The organism is Pseudomonas sp. GW821-FHT02H09, assembly GCF_059421425.1.
Genome location: NZ_JBWKVA010000004.1, coordinates 66,156 through 82,585 on the forward strand (window position 1 = coordinate 66,156; position 16,430 = coordinate 82,585).

Genomic DNA, 16,430 nt, shown 5'->3' on the forward strand with positions numbered 1-16,430 from the left:
GGAAGTACCCGAACATGAATCTGCAAAACATCGGTGTGATCGGCGCTGGCACCATGGGCAACGGCATTGCGCAAATCTGTGCCCTTGCCGGCTTCAACGTGACGCTGCTGGATATCTCCGGGACCGCGCTGCAAAACGCTATGGCGACCGTGGGCAAGAATCTGGACCGGCAAATCGCCAAACAGCTCCTTTCCCGGGAGCAAAAGCTCGCGGCGCTGGACAACATCCAGACCAGCACGGACTACGCGACCCTGCAAAACGCTCAACTGGTGATCGAAGCCGCGACCGAAAACCTCGACCTGAAACTGCGGGTACTGCAACAGATCGCCGCGCAAGTCAGCGCCGACTGTGTGATTGCCTCGAACACGTCTTCGTTGTCTATTACTCAGCTCGCCGCCAGCGTGAGTCAGCCCGAACGGTTCATCGGCCTACACTTCTTCAATCCGGTGCCGATGATGGGGCTGATTGAAGTCATTCGCGGCTTGCAGACCAGCGATGCCACCCATGTCCTGGCGCTGGAGCTGGCGCAACGGCTGGGCAAGACCGCCATCACTGCCGGCAACCGTCCAGGCTTTGTGGTCAACCGGATTCTGGTGCCGATGATCAATGAAGCGATTCTGGTGTTTCAGGAGGGGCTGGCCAGCGCTGAAGACATCGATACCGGCATGCGTCTTGGCTGCAATCAACCGATAGGCCCGCTGGCACTGGCCGACCTGATCGGGCTGGACACCTTGCTGGCGATTCTCGAAGCCTTCTACGACGGTTTCAACGACAGTAAATACCGCCCGGCGCCGCTGCTCAAAGAAATGGTCGCGGCCGGTTATCTGGGCCGCAAAAGCGGGCGCGGCTTCCATGCTTATGCCTGAGCGCTGCTCTCGCTTCGCGCAGCATCGAGACAAGGCGCTCGAGCTGTTTGCCAACAAGGGTTTCGGCCAGGTAGGGATGCGCGAGCTGGCGACCTATCTAGGGCTTGCGCCTGGCTCGCTTTACCATCATTACCCGAGCAAGCAGCACTTGCTGCTCGACCTGATCGAAGAATTCTACGAAGAGCTGCTGGCTACCCTGAGACGAAACGAGAAAAAAGCCGGCCCTGGGCGCAACAGCTTGAAAGTGATCATCCGCGCGCACCTGAAACTGCATCGGGAACTCCCTCGACACTTTCGCCTGGCCGAACGCGACAGTTGCTGCCTGAATGATGACCAGCAGCAGCGGGTCAGGCAGCTGCGCGAGCAATACGAACGCCAGTTGCTGGCGATGCTTGGCCATCGAACTCAGTTGACCGAACATGGACTGCTGGCCGCCGGACATGCCATTGCATCCTTGCTCAACAGCGCCCCGTCCTGGGTGGCACAGCACAGCCTCAATGATCGGGAGCGCGAAGAATTGATAGAGAACCTGGTGACCGGCGCAATAGAACGGCTGCTTGGCCCCTGCCCTCCGGGAGCGTCCTGTCTTCAGGCCGCGGTGGCTTGAGCCTGAGGGTGGGCAACAGAGACTAACCCGGCGACCTTTGTGGCGAGGGAGCTTCGGCTCCCTACCAACACTAGTGGCCTGTGTGGCTAGTTCGTTAGCTCAAATTCGGATGCCGGCGGCCCAGAGCCAAGGCGCTGTGACGAGTCATAGCCCGCTATGGCGAGGAACAGCAACGCAGGATATGGGCTGCTGGCGCCGAAGTTGACTAACAGAACTAGCCACACAGGCCACTAGACTCAACGCCGCGTGATAACCACCTCCAGATATTCACCCGGCACCACCAGCGACGCTTCGCCAGCCCGATTCATCGTGTCCAGCAATTTCCTCAGGTCACTTTCCAGCGCCATGGCCCCCTCAGCGGACAGCGCCGCGAAGGCCTTGTGGATCGGGCCGTACCAGGCGCGGAAAGTCTCAATGAAATGCGCGGCCGAGCGGTAGCGGAAGTTGAACATCCGCCGCGTCACGGTGACATTGTCAGCGCACTCAGCGAAAAGCGAATGCAGATGCGCTTCCGAGCCCCACAACGAAGGCGGTTGTGCGCCCGCTGGTGGTGGAAAATGCCGACCCAGCGTCGTGAACATCTGACCGACGAAACCTTCCGGGGTCCAGTTGGCAAGACCGATCCGTCCCCCCGGGCGACACACCCGCGCCAGCTCGGAGGCCGCCTTTGGCTGGTCGGGCGCGAACATTACGCCGAACGTCGACAGCACCACGTCGAAGCTCGCGTCCTCGAAGGGCAGTGCCTCGGCATCGGCCACCTGAAAGATCACCTCCAGGTTCTCTGCCCTGGCCCGGTCCTCGCCACGTTCGAGCAAAGCGGCCACGTAATCGGTCGAGGTCACCTTGCAACCTCGACGCGCTGCGGCGAGTGTGGCATTGCCATTGCCGGCCGCTACATCAAGCACGAGCTCATCGCAACGCAGGTCGCAGGCCTCCGCCAGCAGCTCCCCGACGATCTGTAAAGTTGTGCCGATCACGGCATAGTCGCCACTGGCCCACGCAATCATCTGACGGTTTTTCAGGGCGTTTAAATCAAGGGATGTGCTCATGGGAGCTGACTCTGTATGGGCTGGAATGCAGGCAGGGTACTGGAGGGCGATTACTCCGCCGTTGTCGGGCCAATGATGGAGGTGACTCGGGAAACGCTATTGGCAGGAAAACCGCCTTGTCTTGCGTGCTCCCTGACGAGTTCCTCGTTCGGTGCGATATACACGCAATAAATTTTCTCGCCCGTGACGTAACTATGCAGCCACTGTACTTGCGGCCCCATCTCGCGCAGGACCTTGCAGGACTTTTGTGCGATCGCTTTCAAGTCCCGTTCTGGCAGTGTTCCGGCTCCCGGAATTTCGCGCTCGATGACGAACTCAGGCATGGCAACCTCCACCTTGTGATTGATGACAGGGACGGCAGTGCTCCTGTTGGACAACTATCGCGCTCGGGCAGGTCGGCGTCCTGCCCGATCGTCGGCCAGGGCTGCCCGATCGTCCGGCGGTTTTGCGCCGCGCGGCGAGGCGCTCACAATCACAGACCCTGCAAGCACCGGAGCACAACAATGGACGCTTCGTCGCAGAGCCTGCGCATGGTGATCTTCCACCTGATCACCGAAGGCGAATGCTATGTCGAACTCGGCAATGAGCCAGCACTGCGACATCTCGTGAGAAAGCCCAATATCGCCTAACCTGAATGCACCGTCGTGCAAGGGGGATCGTAACGTGAGCGTGCAGTTGAACCACACCATCGTCTGGTGCCGCGACAAGCAAAAATCTGCGACATTTCTCGTGGACATCCTGGGCCTGCCCAGCCCTGTCCCATTCGGTCCGATGCTGATTGTCCAGCTCGATAACGGTGTCTCGCTCGATTACTACGACAACGACGAGTTTTCTTCCCAGCACTATGCCTTCCTGATCGGCGAGGACGACTTTGACCCGGTTTTCGCCCGTATACAGAGTCGAGAACTCCCCTACTGGGCCGATCCCTGCAAGCTGCGCCCGGGCGAAATCAACCGGCTCGACGGTGGGCGAAGAGTGTATTTCGATGATCCGGACGGCCATCTGCTGGAAATTTTCACCCGGGATTAGCGTTGCGATGCCTGGTGAGGCGTAAGACGGTATCTACGACCCTGGCGAACGACTGGTTTCCATCCGACGATGTTGCGCCAGGCTGTCATTCCAGACCTTGCGCATCAGGTCCTTAAGGATCAGCGCTTCGGCCCAGCGATCGGTGATGTCGCCTCCGTCGGCACCGGTGATGGCATAGGGTGGCGGGCCGAGTTCACAGGTGAAGGACAGGCTGGCGGGCGTGTTCGGGCGGGCCAGCCAATCCTCGATCCCATAGCGCCACCAACCCAGGAAACGCTCCAGCCAGGGTCGGTGCTGGGCGAAACTCAGGGGGACCTGGACCTGTTCACAACTGGCCACACGGCCATGGAAGCCCCAGCTGTGACGCAGGATGGTATGGATCTGTTCGTCGTCCTCGGCAGCGGCCGGTTCTGGCAGTTCGCGGCCCACGACATAGTGGGACAAGTCGGCCAGCAACTTGAGGTCGGGCATTTGCGCGAGAATGTCGAGGGTGAACAACAGGTCACTGGTGAGGCGGTAACGATGGGTTTCCAGGAGGATCGGAAAGTCCACCTGCTCGGCCAGACGCTGCCAGCCTTCAATCAGCTCGATCGCCTGCGTCAGCGTGCGCGGCCGGACATCGGCTTGTAGCGTGAGATGGTGGCATCCGTAGCGGGAGGCGACATCGATCGCCGCTGCCAGATCATCCACGGTGCGGGGGAACAGCTGACCTTCGATTTGCAGGCCTTGCGCCTTGGCGGCGGCACTCAGGCGTGCAGCCTGTGGCGCGAGCCAGAAATGGTCGGTGATCCCGTCGAAACCGGCGGCGGCGATCTTCTCCAGTTGCGCCTCAATGGAAAGATCGCAGTGGCCACGGTGATCTTGCATGGCCCACAAGGACTGAAACACCAGGAATTCGCGCATGTCAGTTCCTCAGCAGTTGTTTGAGCGATACATCGGCATCGGCTAAAGCGACCGCCGAGAGGGGGTTATGGTTGGCGATCAGCCGTTCGCACAACTTGATGTCCTTGGCGATGCTATTGCCCTGGCCCCAGCCGCAAGCCCCTAGCAGACGTTGTTCGGCATCGAGGTAGAACAACAGGAAACCGCCACCCGGGGTTGTCCGGCTCGCCGTCGGTTCGGTGTTTGCGATTACGCCCACGGTTTGCAGCCCCCAGTCGTACTGATCGGACCAAAAGCCGGGAATGACGTCGTAGGGCTGCTCGCCGCCCAGCAGGTTCAGGGCGGCGTGACGGCCCTGGGTTTCGGCGTTGCGCCAGGTTTCCTGACGCTGGACCCCCCCTTGCGGGTGCAGACGAAACTCACAGACGTCGCCTGCCGCAAAGATGTCCGGCGCACTGGTGCGCAACTGCGCATCGACGCGAATGCCCTGACCGACCTCAAGCCCGGCAGCCACGGCCAACTCGGTGTTCGGTTGCATGCCGATACCCACCACGACCAGATCGCAGGGCAACAACTGGCCGTCGACCAGTTGCACCGCCTCGGCGCGAGTGGCGCCCAGCACCGCTTCGATGGCCACGTTCAGTCGGACATCCACGCCCTGACGGCGATGCAGTTCCAGCAGGACACTGGACAGGCGCTGCGGCAGGACGCGGCCCGCCAGGCGCGGCCCGGCTTCGAGCAAAGTCACCGTGCAACCCAGGGCACGGGCGGTCGCGGCGACTTCGAGTCCGATGAAGCCGCCACCGATGATCACCAATCGGGCGCCGTGTCGTAGCGAAGCGCGCAGTGCGATGGCTTCGTCATGGGTACGCAGATAAAGCACGTTGGGCAGATGCTCGGGCACTGAGGGCAACAGCCGCGCCCTCCCCCCAGTCGCGAGCAGCAAACGGGCGTAATGTAACCAGCTGCCGTCGGCCAACTGCAGACGATGCTGCTGCGGATCCAGGCATTTCACCGGGTTGCCGGCCAGGTGTTCGATGTCCAGTTCGGCGAGCTGAGCGGTATCGCACAGGCTGCAGCCCGCCAGATCAATCGTGCCCTGTAACAGTCCCTTGGACAGCGGCGGACGTTCATAGGGAGGGTGGGACTCATCGCCTATCAGAATCAGGCGACCGCTATAACCTTCGCCGCGCAAGGTCAAGGCCGCGCGACCACCCGCATGCCCGGCACCCACGATAACCAGTGGATCGTTGTCAGGATTCATGGCACAGACTCCGTGCAGTTAAACCGTAATAGCGAGCAGGACACGACCCGCCTCGACCCGGACCTGATAGGTCTTGAGGTTGACGCACACCGGCGCGCCAAGGGCTTTGCCGGAGCGGTAGTCGAAACGCCCGTTGTGCTTGGGGCACTCGACGACGTGCTCCATCACCAGGCCATCGGCCAGGTGGATGGATTCGTGGGTGCACAGGCCCGCCGTGGCGAAAAACTCGCTGTCGGCGGAGCGGTAGACGGCATAGGTGTGCTGGCCATGGTCGAAACGAATGACATCTTCTTCGTCGATATCGCCCACGGCACATACATCGATCCATTGATCGGTCATGGCGTTTTCTCTTGTAGTGGTACAGACAGGAAGGTGTCAGGCCGGCGTTACTTCAGGTTCTGCCTGGACGTTGGCGGCCGGCGCTGCGCGTTGTGGCAAAGGGCGACGGACGAAATAGGTCGGGTCTTTGCGCTGCTTCCAGATGGTCGGGATGATTTCCTTGAAGGCCTCGAACAGACTGGTGTAAGGCGGCGGGCAGTCGTGGCGGATCTCCTCGTGAAGCTGCGCCAGCGCGTGAAAAGGCACCATCGGATACATGTGATGCTCAAGGTGATAGTTCATGTTGAGGTACATAAAGCGCAGCACCGGGTTCATGTAAATCGTACGGCAGTTGCTGCGGTGATCGAGTACGTCCTCAGCCAGGCCGACATGCTGCGACAGGCCGAACAGGTAGGACAGCCAACCGCCATAGAGGGTCGGCAGACCAATAAACATCAGCGGCAACCAGCTCTGCAGATAAAGCGCAGCGCCCACGGTAAACGCATAAATTGCTAGCCAGACGCGTGCGTCCCTCACCACCTTGGGCCACTCGGATTCGGGGATGAACGTCTGCTCTTCTTCACCCATCCGCCCTACCGCATGCCGGCAGACTGACCCCATCGTCTTCAACGCGTAAGGCATTCTGAACAGGCTCAGCACCATATTTATCAGGCTTGGCGGACGTGGTTCGACGATCTCCGGATCACGGCCGACGATAACGGTGTCGGTGTGGTGCCGTGCATGGCTCCAGCGCCAGACTTGGGGTTCGAACATGAACATGAAGCTCGACAGCTGGTAGACCGCATCATTCATCCAGCGGGTTTTGAACGCTGTACCGTGACCCGCTTCGTGCCAACGGGCATTGGACGCCGTGCCGTAGAGCAGCCCGTAGACGAAGAAGAACGGAATGCAGGCCCAGGAGCCCCAGAACCAGTAACCACCGAACCCGGTCACGACCATCGCCAGCAACCAGATTGCGGTATCGAGCAAGGCCGGGCCATCGCGGCGCTGCATCAATTCCTTCATGCGTTTACGAGAAATGGGGGATTGGTACCAGCTTGCCGATACCAGGCCTTTTTGCGCCGCTCGGGCGGCTTCGGGACCGGTCAATCGATAATCCCGAGGCACGGGTTTGCCGGGGTATTCAAAGGCTGCGTTTCGTTCAGGCATTTTATTGTTCTCCGCAAGCTTGATGGTTTCAGGCACTTGCCTGGATGCGCGATGGCATCGCTTGCGAAAATATAGAGAGCGCACAAATCACCCTCAAGCCCTTGAATACATTCCCTATCAAGCTATCATCCAGGCCCAGCAAGGCTTGATAGTTTTCTATCAAGGCGCTTCCGGGAGCCGCCATGAACAACAATAAACGCCCCACCATCGCCACGGTTGCTGAGCACGCGCGTTTAAGTGTCGCCACCGTGGATCGGGTGCTCAACGCCAGAGCTCCGGTCAGCCCGGCCACCGCCGAGCAGGTATTCCTGGCCGCCGAAGCGGTCGGTTATTTCGCCGCGAGGCTGATCGGCCAGCGGATCCGCGAACGTCGCCCCACCTACCGTTTCGGCATCCTGTTGCTCGGCACCGCCCAGGCGTTCTATGGCAACGTTGCCACCGCCATCACCGAGGTGGCGCAGCGTCAGGCCGGCGCCAACCTGAGCTGCCATTTCGAATACGTATTCGATCGCACACCCAGCGCCATCATTGCCCAGATCGAACAACTGGCGGTGCAGTGCGATGGCCTGGCGGTGGTCAGCTTCGCTCACCCGCTGATCAATGCAGCCATCGCTCAGATCAGAGAGGCGGGAGTTCCGGTGATCGCCCTGCTGTCCGACATCCATGAGGCGGCGGATGAGCCTTACGTCGGTCTGGATAATCATGAGGTCGGACGCACCATGGGTTGGCTGCTGGCTCACACCTGTGGTTCACGCAAAGGCAGCATCGGGGTGCTGCTCGGCGGCCACCGCTTTCTCGGCCATCAGGCGCGAGTCGAGGGGCTGCGCAGTTACCTGACGGAGCGCGCACCGGGGTTGCGGCTACTCGAAGCGGTGATCAACCTGGACAACTGTGACGTCACCGAAGAGGCGACGCTGGAACTGCTGGCGCGGCATGACGACTTGCGGGGTCTGTGCGTGGTCGGAGGGGGCGGTGACGGAATCATCAGTGCCCTGTCGCAGCTGCCGAAGCGGCCATCGCTGTGCTGTATCCTGCAGGAGTCGACCGAGCTGTCGCGACAAGCCCTGGATCAGGGATTGATCAGTCTGGTCATCGATTCCCAGCCGCGATTGCTGGCGACAGCGCTGGTCGACTTGCTGGTCGAGCTGCAGACCACGCCGGACTTCGATCCGATACGGCATCGGATCCATATTCCGCTGCAGATCGTGACCTCAGAGAACGCTCGACACTGACTTTGCATTTTCAATGGACGTGAACTCAGCCCGTCACGCAGGGATTGTAAGAAGGAGCTCCCGGTATGCTTTCGATAGAACTGCACCCCGTACAGCGCGATGAACTCGAATGCATCGAGAACCTGATGCAGTTCTACACCTACGATTTCAGCGAGTGGCTCCCGCTGAAATTCGGTAACCATGGCTTTTTCAACATCCAGCCAACACCCGATTACTGGAGAAAGCCATCGACGCACCCCTTCCTGATCAAGGTTGACGGGGAAATTGCCGGCTTCGTGACGATTGACGACGATGTCCGTTTTGACGATGTTCAGTACAACATCGGCTATTTTTTTGTCAGCCGCGGGTATCGAGGTCGAGGCGTCGGGAAGTTTGTCGTATCTGCGCTGCTCAACAAATTTCCCGGTCAATGGCAGATTTTTCACATCGACGCCAATCAGCCTGCACGGTCATTTTGGTCCAGGGTAATCCCCACCCTCACCCAGGGTGAGTTCACTCGCCATCCGCTGTCGATCGATGGCCATGAGTGCACCCTGTTCAAGTTTCAGTTCAGTGCTGACCTTAAAGTGCCCCGCCAGCCCGGTTAGGTGCTTCACCGATCCGCGGTAGTGGCCAGAGTAGGATAAGATGGCTGCTTATCAGGCTCGCTGTGAGTAGCCCCGCATGACAGATAACAGTCGGAACACCACCCGTCTGATCAAGAAATACCCGAATCGCCGTCTGTATGACACGCACACCAGCAGTCATTTGACCCTTGCGGATATACGCCAGTTGGTCGTCGATAAAATCCCGTTCGAGGTAGTCGACGCCAAGACGGGCGAGGATCTGACCCGCAGTATTTTGCTGCAGGTCATTCTGGAAGCCGAAAGTGGCGGTCAACCGATCTTCTCCATTGAGATGCTCATGGGGATTATCCAGTTCTACGGTCCTTACCAGGGCGTTCTCGGCAGCTACCTGGATAAAAGCATTCAGACGGTCATCGACATCCAGTCCCAGACCGGCGCTCAGTCCTCTGAAGCCTGGGGCGAGTTCATGCACCAGCAAGCGCCGGTCATGCAGGACTTGATGCGCCAGTATGTCGAGCAGTCAAAAGCCCTCTACATGAACACTCAGAACCTCTTCGGTCTGTTCGGCGGCACGCCACAAGGCAAGCCAGGCGCCGGTGGCGGGCCGAAAAAAAATGGCGATGGGGAATAAACCCATCGCCATCAGTGTAACCATTCTAATGTGACTTACTTGTTACCGCTTGTTGCCTTGCCCTCTGGCGCAGCTTTCCCGGTTGCGGCAGTTGCGGCAGTCGCTGCATCGAAAGTGCTCTGGGCAACGTCAGCAGCCTGTTTTACAGCTTTCTGTGCGTTTTCAAATACGGTGCCGGCATTGGCCAGCGACGACTTCAATGCAGCCACAACAGGCTCGGAGCCAGCCGGCGCATTCTTGCTGATCACTTCAACGAACTCTTGCACCTGCTTGGTGCCCGCCTCGACCTGACGCGTGGTCAGTTTGGCGATTTCCGACTGGGTGCCAACAATCAGCGCTTGTACTTGACGATTGAACTCAGCCAAGCGTTCGGCTTGCACATTTGGCTGGATGAAAGAAGCCTGGAGCTCAGCGAACCCTTGTGGATCACGGACTGCCAGCAGTTTGCGAAAACCGTCGAACTGCTCCTCGGTGGAGGCTTGCAGAGTCTTGATCTGCAATTGGGTGAGCTGTTCAACGCTGGCGAAGATTTTGCCGCTGATTTGCTGCAGGAGGTCTAGGTTGGCTTTCTGAGCGTCTTGCAATTTTTCCAAGTTAAAAAAAGACATGCTTGAATCTCCTGATTCTGAAAGGCCGACATGGGCCTGAGGGCGCGATAGCGATCCTGCCGGTCATCGCGTTAGCCTTGATATTGCAGTGCACAAATTCGTTTGGCAATGATTTTTTGTGCGCCGCACAAAAATATTTCACCTCCCGCCACTATTCGCTATAGACTCCTGAAAGGCGAACGGCCAGCCAAGCTCTCTTTAATGATGAGATGCCGGCAAGCTACTTCTCATGCATAAAGCCAGGAGATCACCATGGGACAGGAAGATATTATTGCATCGCAATATGACAAACTCTCCTCTCAACGCGGCCTGTTCGAACACCTGAGTCATCTGCAGCGCCTCAATACCCTGAATGTCCTTGATGCTTTGCGCCAGCGCCAGGAAAAAACCCTCGCCCCTCTGAAGCGGGGCGAACTCAGACAACCCACGCCCTCTGACTGGCAGGAATACTTCATCGACCTCGCTCAACGTAGCCTGCTGTTCTGGGACACCCTGCGCCAGCGCGGCGACAATACGCTGGCCCATGAACGCGCCGGGTATCCGCTGCTGCTCAAGTTCGATCATGAAATCCTGATCGCAGGCGCCGATCTCCCGCGCCCGGTCAACTATTCACTGTTGCGAATCCTCCCCGGGCCAGAGCAAAGGATCTACAGCAAAGGCCAGCCGGTGATCATCATCGACCCGCGCGGCGGCCATGGCTCAGGAATCGGCGGCTTCAAACAGGATTCGGTATTAGGCGAAAGCCTCAGAGCCGGCCACCCCACCTATTTCATCTCTTTCAGTCACTCACCACAGCCTGGGCAAACCCTGGCCGATATCGTCGAAGCCCAGGCCCGGTTCATCGAAGTCGTCAGCGCCCTTCACCCGGCCAATAGCAAGCCGATCATAATCGGCAACTGCCAGGCCGGCTGGGCCTTGATGGGATTGGCGGCAACACGACCGGAATTGCCCGGATTGATCATTATTAATGGTGCCCCCTTGTCGTACTGGGCCGGTGTCAATGGACGCAATCCGATGCGCTATACCGGTGGCCTGCTGGGTGGCGGCTGGATGGCTCGCCTGGGCAGCGACTTGGGCAATGACCGTTTCGACGGTACCTGGCTGGTCAGCAATTTCGAAAACCTGGACCCGGCCAACACCTATTGGGGCAAGTATTATCAGCTGTTCAGCCAGGTCGATAGCGAGGCTGAACGCTTTCTCGACTTCGAACGCTGGTGGGGCAGCCCGACCCTGCTCAATGGCGAAGAAATCGAAATGATTGTCGATGACCTTTTCATCGGTAACCAGTTGTCCGGCGGCCTCGGCCGCAAGAGCTCCGGCATTGATCTGAAACGGATCGAAGTACCGGTGGTGGTGTTCTGCTCCTACGGAGACAACATCACCCCTCCACAACAGGCATTGAACTGGATCGCCGATGTCTATCCCAGCGATCTCGCATTGCATGACGCAGGACGTACCATCGTCTACCTGCGGCACGCCAGCATCGGCCATTTGGGCATTTTTGTTTCCGGCAAGGTGGCGCGGCGTGAACACCGTGGGTTGCTCGGTGCGGTCGAAGCCATCAATGCGCTGCCGGCAGGGCTATACGAAATGCTGATCGACGATCTGCCGGCCACCTCAGGCAGCGGTGACGTGCAATACCACGTGCGTTTCGAATCAAGGCGAATCGCCGATATCCATGATGACGTCGAGCCGGCCCGTGATGACGATCGCGAATTCTCTCTGGTGGAGCGTGCGTCTGACATCAACAGCACGTTTTACGACGGGTTCATACGTCCGTGGCTACGTCAGATAGTCAACGAGCCCGTTGCCGAACTGATGCGCAGGACACACCCCTTCCATCAGCAGCAAGTGCTATGGAGCAGCCTGAATCCGGCACTTTGGTGGGTAGCCGGGAGCGTTTCCCAAGTGAGCAGCGATCGTCGTCCCGCACGCCAGGACAACCCTTTGCTGGCCTGGCAGGAGCTGTTCTCCAACCAGATACAAGACGCCCTGAATACTTATCGCGATGTGCGTGACGCCACCCAGGAGCTGTGTTTCTACGGCATTTACGGCGCACTGAGTGTCCTCACCAGCAACGAGCCTGCGCGAAATCTCCAGGCACATGCTGATCAGCAGGACCAGGCCCTGATCGAACGCCTGCAGGATGCGCTGCCCCATGGCGGCCCCTTGGAAGCTTTGGTGCGGATTCTGTTTTTACTGGGCCGCGACAGCGACAAGGCGGGCAAGGAAAGCATCGAGAAATTGATTCAGCAGGTGCATCGGCTGGTCCAGGACTACAGCAATGAGCCCGCAGCCCTGCGCGAAGCCATCCGATTGCAGAACCTGCTGGTTTTTGCCCACCCGCAAGAAAGCTTGCGCAGCCTGCCCTTGCTACTCCCGGACACCAAGGCACGCCAACAGGTCCTCGCAGCCGTTGGGCAATTGATGCCCGAACTGCTGACAATTACTGGAGCTGAAGGCAAATTCTGGCGTGAACTGCACGCGCTACTCGAAGTCCCCCTGCCAGGTTTTAGCCTGACCCAACCGCCCGGCGAAACAGATGCCATTCAGAAGGAGCCCCCTGCGGAGCCATCCCCGCTTGCGGCAGTGCTGCCGCCGGAGATCACACCGACGCCCGCCCCCGCCATTGAAGTTAAAGCTCCAAAGCGCAAGGCGAGCAAAAGGACAAAAGGTCCAAAGCCTGAATGAACGCCTCAATGAGCCTTCACAAGGAATTACCGGTGTATCCGTTCGGCGTAAGCGCTGGCGAAGCCTGCGATCTTTTGATCTCGGCGCAGACCCACGGGGTTCATGAGTCGGACCGGCACGGCTTCCTCGACCGCAAACAACGACTCGTCGGTCCGATACTGACCGGGGGTCATACCGAACCAACGGGTGCATGCCTTATGGAAGCTGCTGTGATCATGAAAGCCGAGCAGATACGTCACATGCTTCATGTTGAAATGAGAATGGCGCAAATAAAAGTCGGCCAACTGCCGGCGCACATCGTTCAGGACATCCTTGAATTGCGTGCCATCCTTCTCAAGGCCTCGTTGAAGCGTTCGCTTGCTGACGCTCAGTGCCGCCGCAATCGATTCCATATCACATTGCCCTTGGCCTTGCCCCTGGCTCAAGCGCTCGGTAATCAGCGCGCGAATCCTGGCGACAATAGAGTTGCCGGACAACAGGTCCAGCTGAGCCTCGGCAAAACTGTCATGGAGCGTGGCCAACGCCTCGTTGGCCATACTCAACGGATTCAGAAGCTCCTGACCATCGAACAAGATGCTGTCATAAGCGGCCCCAAAACGCAGTGGACAGCCAAAAAGCCGCTGATGCTCCGACGTGTCTTCAGGTTCGGGATAAGCGAACTCCACACTCAACGGTCGCGGCAACTTGCCACCCGCCAGCCAACGGCAAAAACCCAGCAGCGAAGCCAGCCCTGCATCCGTATATTGCCGGGGTTTGACCGAGCCACGTTGCTGATGATCGAGCGCGGCAAGACGGTAATGCTGCTGCTCCTGGACAAAGAAAAGGCTGAATCCAGTACCAATCAACGGGCTGAAACGAACCAGACGTTCGAGCGCCCTTTTCAGATTCGAACTGGACATCATCGTGTAGCCCACGATCTGAAAAACGCTGGGATGGAAATTCCCGTAGGCTTTCAAACCGATATTCGGATCATCCGAGGCCTGAGCGGCCAGGTCCCATAAACGATAGATAACGCTTCGCTCGCAGAATTCACCCGGGTTATTCACGAGCGTGACATCAAGTCCAGCCTCCTCGCACAGACTGGCAAAATCCAGTCCTTGAGCCAAAAGCGTATTCGCCAGCACGCTGGCATAACCTGAACTCATTCTATACATAGCGTCCTCAATAACCTGTGGAACCGAACATCCTGTCCGGAGCCAATATTGACCTACGCTGAACATATTTCAACTATGTTGCACAAATATTAACTGTCTGTTGAGTTTCAGGTATTGATCCCAGTACCAGGTACTCCTCATTTTTTGCCAGCGGGCCAAAACGCCCGTATGGCACCGTTGGACACCAATCAGTCACCTACAAACACTTCCGCCCGGCCCGTCGATATCGAACAATCTTCTCTCCTGCAGCGAAAAATAAGGAAGTAGAAGTATGGAGTCGCGTAGTCGTATTGCAGTGGTAACCGGTGGCATGGGCGGCATTGGCACAGCAATCAGCCAACGTCTATACAAGGAAGGCTTCAAGGTCATTGTCGGCTGCAGTGCCAATTCCAGCCGCAAGGATGACTGGATGGCAACACAGCTTGCAGCTGGCTATCAATTCGAATGCGTCGAAACCGACATCACCGATTGGGAATCGACCCGCAAGGCCTTTGAGATGGTGCGGGAACACTTCGGGCCAGTCGACGTACTGGTCAACAATGCTGGCATCACTCGTGACGCGTCTTTCCGCAAGCTCACCCCGGAAGACTGGAACGCGGTGATCGGGACCAACCTGAACAGTTTGTTCAACACCTCCAAGCAAGTCATTGAAGGCATGCTCTCCAAGGGCTGGGGGCGGATCATCAACATCTCGTCGATCAACGGCCAGCGTGGCCAGTTCGGTCAGACCAACTACTCGGCAGCCAAGGCCGGCATCCATGGTTTCACCATGGCACTGGCCCGGGAAGTTTCCGGCAAGGGCGTGACCGTCAACACCGTCTCCCCAGGCTACATCCAGACCGACATGACTGCGGCAATCCGCAAAGACATTCTGGACGGCATGATTGCCGGCATTCCGGTCGGTCGCCTTGGCCAACCCGAAGAGATCGCCTCGATCGTGGCCTGGCTGGCCTCCGATGAATCCGCCTACAGCACCGGTGCCGACTTCTCGGTAAACGGCGGCATGAACATGCAGTAACCCCAACCGGGGCATTTATGCCCCGGTCTGTTCGACGAATTTTGTCTTTTCAATGAGGTCACGCATGAACGAAGTCGTAATCGTTGCCGCTACTCGTACTGCCATCGGCAGTTTCCAGGGTGCTTTGTCCGCAATTCCCGCGACCGAACTGGGTGCCGCTGTGATTCGCCGCCTGCTGGAGCAGACGGGTGTCGATGCTGCTCAAATTGATGAAGTGATCCTCGGCCAGGTACTCACTGCCGGCGCAGGACAAAACCCGGCACGCCAGACAGCCATCAAGGCCGGCTTGCCACATACCACCCCTGCCCTGACCCTGAACAAGGTCTGCGGCTCCGGCCTCAAGGCCGTTCAGCTCGCCGTCCAGGCAATCCGTTGCGGCGACGCGGAACTGGTGATCGCTGGTGGCCAGGAAAATATGAGTCTGGCCCCCTATGTTCTGCCCAAAGCGCGCACCGGTCTGCGCATGGGCCATGCGCAACTGCAAGACAGCATGATCCAGGATGGCCTGTGGGACGCTTTCAACGACTACCACATGGGTATCACCGCCGAGAACCTGGCGCAAAAGTACGAGATCTCTCGTGAAGCACAGGATGCCTTCGCTGCCGCCTCGCAACAGAAGGCCGCCGCAGCCATTGAGGGCGGGCGTTTCAAGAGCGAGATCACGCCGATCCTGATTCCCCAGCGCAAGGGCGAACCGCTGGTCTTCGACACCGACGAACAGCCGCGTATCGACAGCACTGCGCAAGCCTTGGCGAAACTCAATCCGGCATTCAAGAAAGACGGCAGCGTGACCGCCGGCAACTCCTCGACCCTCAACGATGGTGCTGCCGTGCTGATGCTGGCCAGCGCCGCTAAAGCGCAAGCGCTGGGCCTTCCGGTGCTGGCACGGATCAAAGCCTATGCCAGCGCCGGTGTGGACCCGTCGATCATGGGCATTGGCCCGGTCCCGGCTACACGTCTGACCCTGCAAAAGGCCGGCTGGAGCGTCGAGGACCTGGACCTGATCGAAGCCAATGAGGCCTTCGCCGCCCAGTCGCTGTCGGTTGGTAAAGAGTTGGGTTGGGACACCAGCAAAGTCAACGTCAACGGCGGCGCGATCGCCCTCGGCCATCCGATCGGCGCGTCAGGGGCACGGATTCTGGTGTCGCTGGTGCACGAACTGATCCGCCGCGACGGCAAGAAGGGGTTGGCCACCTTGTGCATCGGTGGTGGTCAAGGCGTCGGCCTGGCCATCGAGCGCTAACCAACGGCATCTGAGTAGCCTATGCGCGGACTTGGGACCCTTGTTCCGCGCATCAGGTTGGCGTCAAACAATGCTGCCCGCATTCCTGCCGTCGCTACGCCG

The 16,430-nt window shown here is 58.9% G+C and carries 18 protein-coding genes; 10 read left to right on the top strand and 8 right to left on the bottom strand.

Annotation, left to right across the window (positions count from 1 at the left end):
• The first annotated feature begins 14 nt into the window (after positions 1–14).
• Together AC07VR_RS06680 and AC07VR_RS06685 are read left to right on the top strand one after the other, a co-directional pair.
• Positions 15–866 carry a 3-hydroxybutyryl-CoA dehydrogenase gene (locus AC07VR_RS06680; RefSeq protein ID WP_495010773.1) on the top strand — a complete coding sequence of 284 codons (852 nt, stop codon included), beginning with the start codon at positions 15–17 and terminating at the stop codon, positions 864–866.
• A complete protein-coding gene (locus tag AC07VR_RS06685) occupies positions 853–1,473 on the top strand; it encodes a TetR/AcrR family transcriptional regulator (RefSeq protein ID WP_494994949.1) in 621 nt (206 codons plus the stop codon). Before AC07VR_RS06680 ends, AC07VR_RS06685 begins: the two co-directional genes overlap by 14 nt.
• A 236-nt stretch (positions 1,474–1,709) precedes the next feature.
• On the opposite strand, the gene AC07VR_RS06690 is transcribed toward AC07VR_RS06685, so the two are convergent.
• Positions 1,710–2,522 (bottom strand): class I SAM-dependent methyltransferase, encoded by an 813-nt coding sequence (locus AC07VR_RS06690; protein WP_495010774.1) that lies wholly within the window; start codon positions 2,520–2,522, stop codon positions 1,710–1,712.
• Between the two features lie 50 nt (positions 2,523–2,572).
• Entirely contained in the window at positions 2,573–2,845 is a 273-nt protein-coding gene (locus AC07VR_RS06695; RefSeq protein WP_495010775.1) for a DUF4242 domain-containing protein, read from the bottom strand.
• A 180-nt stretch (positions 2,846–3,025) separates the two neighbouring features.
• Between AC07VR_RS06695 and AC07VR_RS06700 the strand changes: the two genes are divergently transcribed.
• Both AC07VR_RS06700 and AC07VR_RS06705 read left to right on the top strand, forming a co-directional pair.
• On the top strand, positions 3,026–3,151 hold the full coding sequence (locus AC07VR_RS06700; RefSeq protein WP_495010776.1) for a hypothetical protein: 126 nt from the start codon (positions 3,026–3,028) through the stop codon (positions 3,149–3,151).
• A gap of 34 nt (positions 3,152–3,185) precedes the next feature.
• Positions 3,186–3,551: a VOC family protein gene (locus tag AC07VR_RS06705; protein ID WP_495010777.1), complete on the top strand. Its 366-nt coding sequence runs from the start codon at positions 3,186–3,188 to the stop codon at positions 3,549–3,551.
• A gap of 33 nt (positions 3,552–3,584) precedes the next feature.
• Here AC07VR_RS06705 and AC07VR_RS06710 read toward each other — a convergent pair whose 3' ends face one another.
• From AC07VR_RS06710 to AC07VR_RS06725, 4 genes are read right to left on the bottom strand one after another with little or no spacing between them, the layout of a single operon-like run.
• Positions 3,585–4,454 carry a sugar phosphate isomerase/epimerase family protein gene (locus AC07VR_RS06710; RefSeq protein WP_495010778.1) on the bottom strand — a complete coding sequence of 290 codons (870 nt, stop codon included), beginning with the start codon at positions 4,452–4,454 and terminating at the stop codon, positions 3,585–3,587.
• A gap of 1 nt (position 4,455) precedes the next feature.
• Entirely contained in the window at positions 4,456–5,697 is a 1,242-nt protein-coding gene (locus tag AC07VR_RS06715) for an NAD(P)/FAD-dependent oxidoreductase (RefSeq protein WP_495010779.1), read from the bottom strand.
• 18 nt (positions 5,698–5,715) lie between these two features.
• Positions 5,716–6,036, bottom strand: coding sequence for a MocE family 2Fe-2S type ferredoxin (locus tag AC07VR_RS06720; protein ID WP_495010780.1), 321 nt, complete (start codon positions 6,034–6,036; stop codon positions 5,716–5,718).
• A gap of 36 nt (positions 6,037–6,072) precedes the next feature.
• Positions 6,073–7,185, bottom strand: coding sequence for a fatty acid desaturase family protein (locus tag AC07VR_RS06725; protein WP_495010781.1), 1,113 nt, complete (start codon positions 7,183–7,185; stop codon positions 6,073–6,075).
• 182 nt (positions 7,186–7,367) lie between these two features.
• Here AC07VR_RS06725 and AC07VR_RS06730 point away from each other — a divergent pair, with 182 nt between their 5' ends.
• The 3 genes from AC07VR_RS06730 (at position 7,368) to phaR (ending at position 9,614) form a co-directional block, all read left to right on the top strand.
• Positions 7,368–8,417 (top strand): LacI family DNA-binding transcriptional regulator, encoded by a 1,050-nt coding sequence (locus tag AC07VR_RS06730; RefSeq protein WP_495010782.1) that lies wholly within the window; start codon positions 7,368–7,370, stop codon positions 8,415–8,417.
• Positions 8,418–8,482: 65 nt separating this feature from the next.
• Positions 8,483–9,004, top strand: a complete 522-nt coding sequence (locus AC07VR_RS06735; RefSeq protein ID WP_495010783.1) for a GNAT family N-acetyltransferase — start codon at positions 8,483–8,485, stop codon at positions 9,002–9,004.
• Between the two features lie 76 nt (positions 9,005–9,080).
• A complete protein-coding gene (phaR, locus tag AC07VR_RS06740; RefSeq protein ID WP_494994938.1) occupies positions 9,081–9,614 on the top strand; it encodes a polyhydroxyalkanoate synthesis repressor PhaR in 534 nt (177 codons plus the stop codon).
• A gap of 35 nt (positions 9,615–9,649) precedes the next feature.
• On the opposite strand, the gene phaP is transcribed toward phaR, so the two are convergent.
• Entirely contained in the window at positions 9,650–10,222 is a 573-nt protein-coding gene (phaP, locus tag AC07VR_RS06745; RefSeq protein ID WP_494994937.1) for a TIGR01841 family phasin, read from the bottom strand.
• Between the two features lie 252 nt (positions 10,223–10,474).
• Here phaP and AC07VR_RS06750 point away from each other — a divergent pair, with 252 nt between their 5' ends.
• On the top strand, positions 10,475–12,913 hold the full coding sequence (locus tag AC07VR_RS06750; protein WP_495010784.1) for a DUF3141 domain-containing protein: 2,439 nt from the start codon (positions 10,475–10,477) through the stop codon (positions 12,911–12,913).
• Positions 12,914–12,939: 26 nt separating this feature from the next.
• Here the strand turns inward: AC07VR_RS06750 and AC07VR_RS06755 are convergent, their stop codons facing one another.
• On the bottom strand, positions 12,940–14,067 hold the full coding sequence (locus tag AC07VR_RS06755) for an AraC family transcriptional regulator (protein WP_495010926.1): 1,128 nt from the start codon (positions 14,065–14,067) through the stop codon (positions 12,940–12,942).
• A 271-nt stretch (positions 14,068–14,338) separates the two neighbouring features.
• Between AC07VR_RS06755 and phbB the strand changes: the two genes are divergently transcribed.
• Positions 14,339–15,085: an acetoacetyl-CoA reductase gene (gene phbB / locus AC07VR_RS06760; RefSeq protein ID WP_494994935.1), complete on the top strand. Its 747-nt coding sequence runs from the start codon at positions 14,339–14,341 to the stop codon at positions 15,083–15,085.
• 64 nt (positions 15,086–15,149) lie between these two features.
• Positions 15,150–16,328: an acetyl-CoA C-acetyltransferase gene (locus AC07VR_RS06765; protein ID WP_495010785.1), complete on the top strand. Its 1,179-nt coding sequence runs from the start codon at positions 15,150–15,152 to the stop codon at positions 16,326–16,328.
• Positions 16,329–16,430 lie beyond the last annotated feature (102 nt).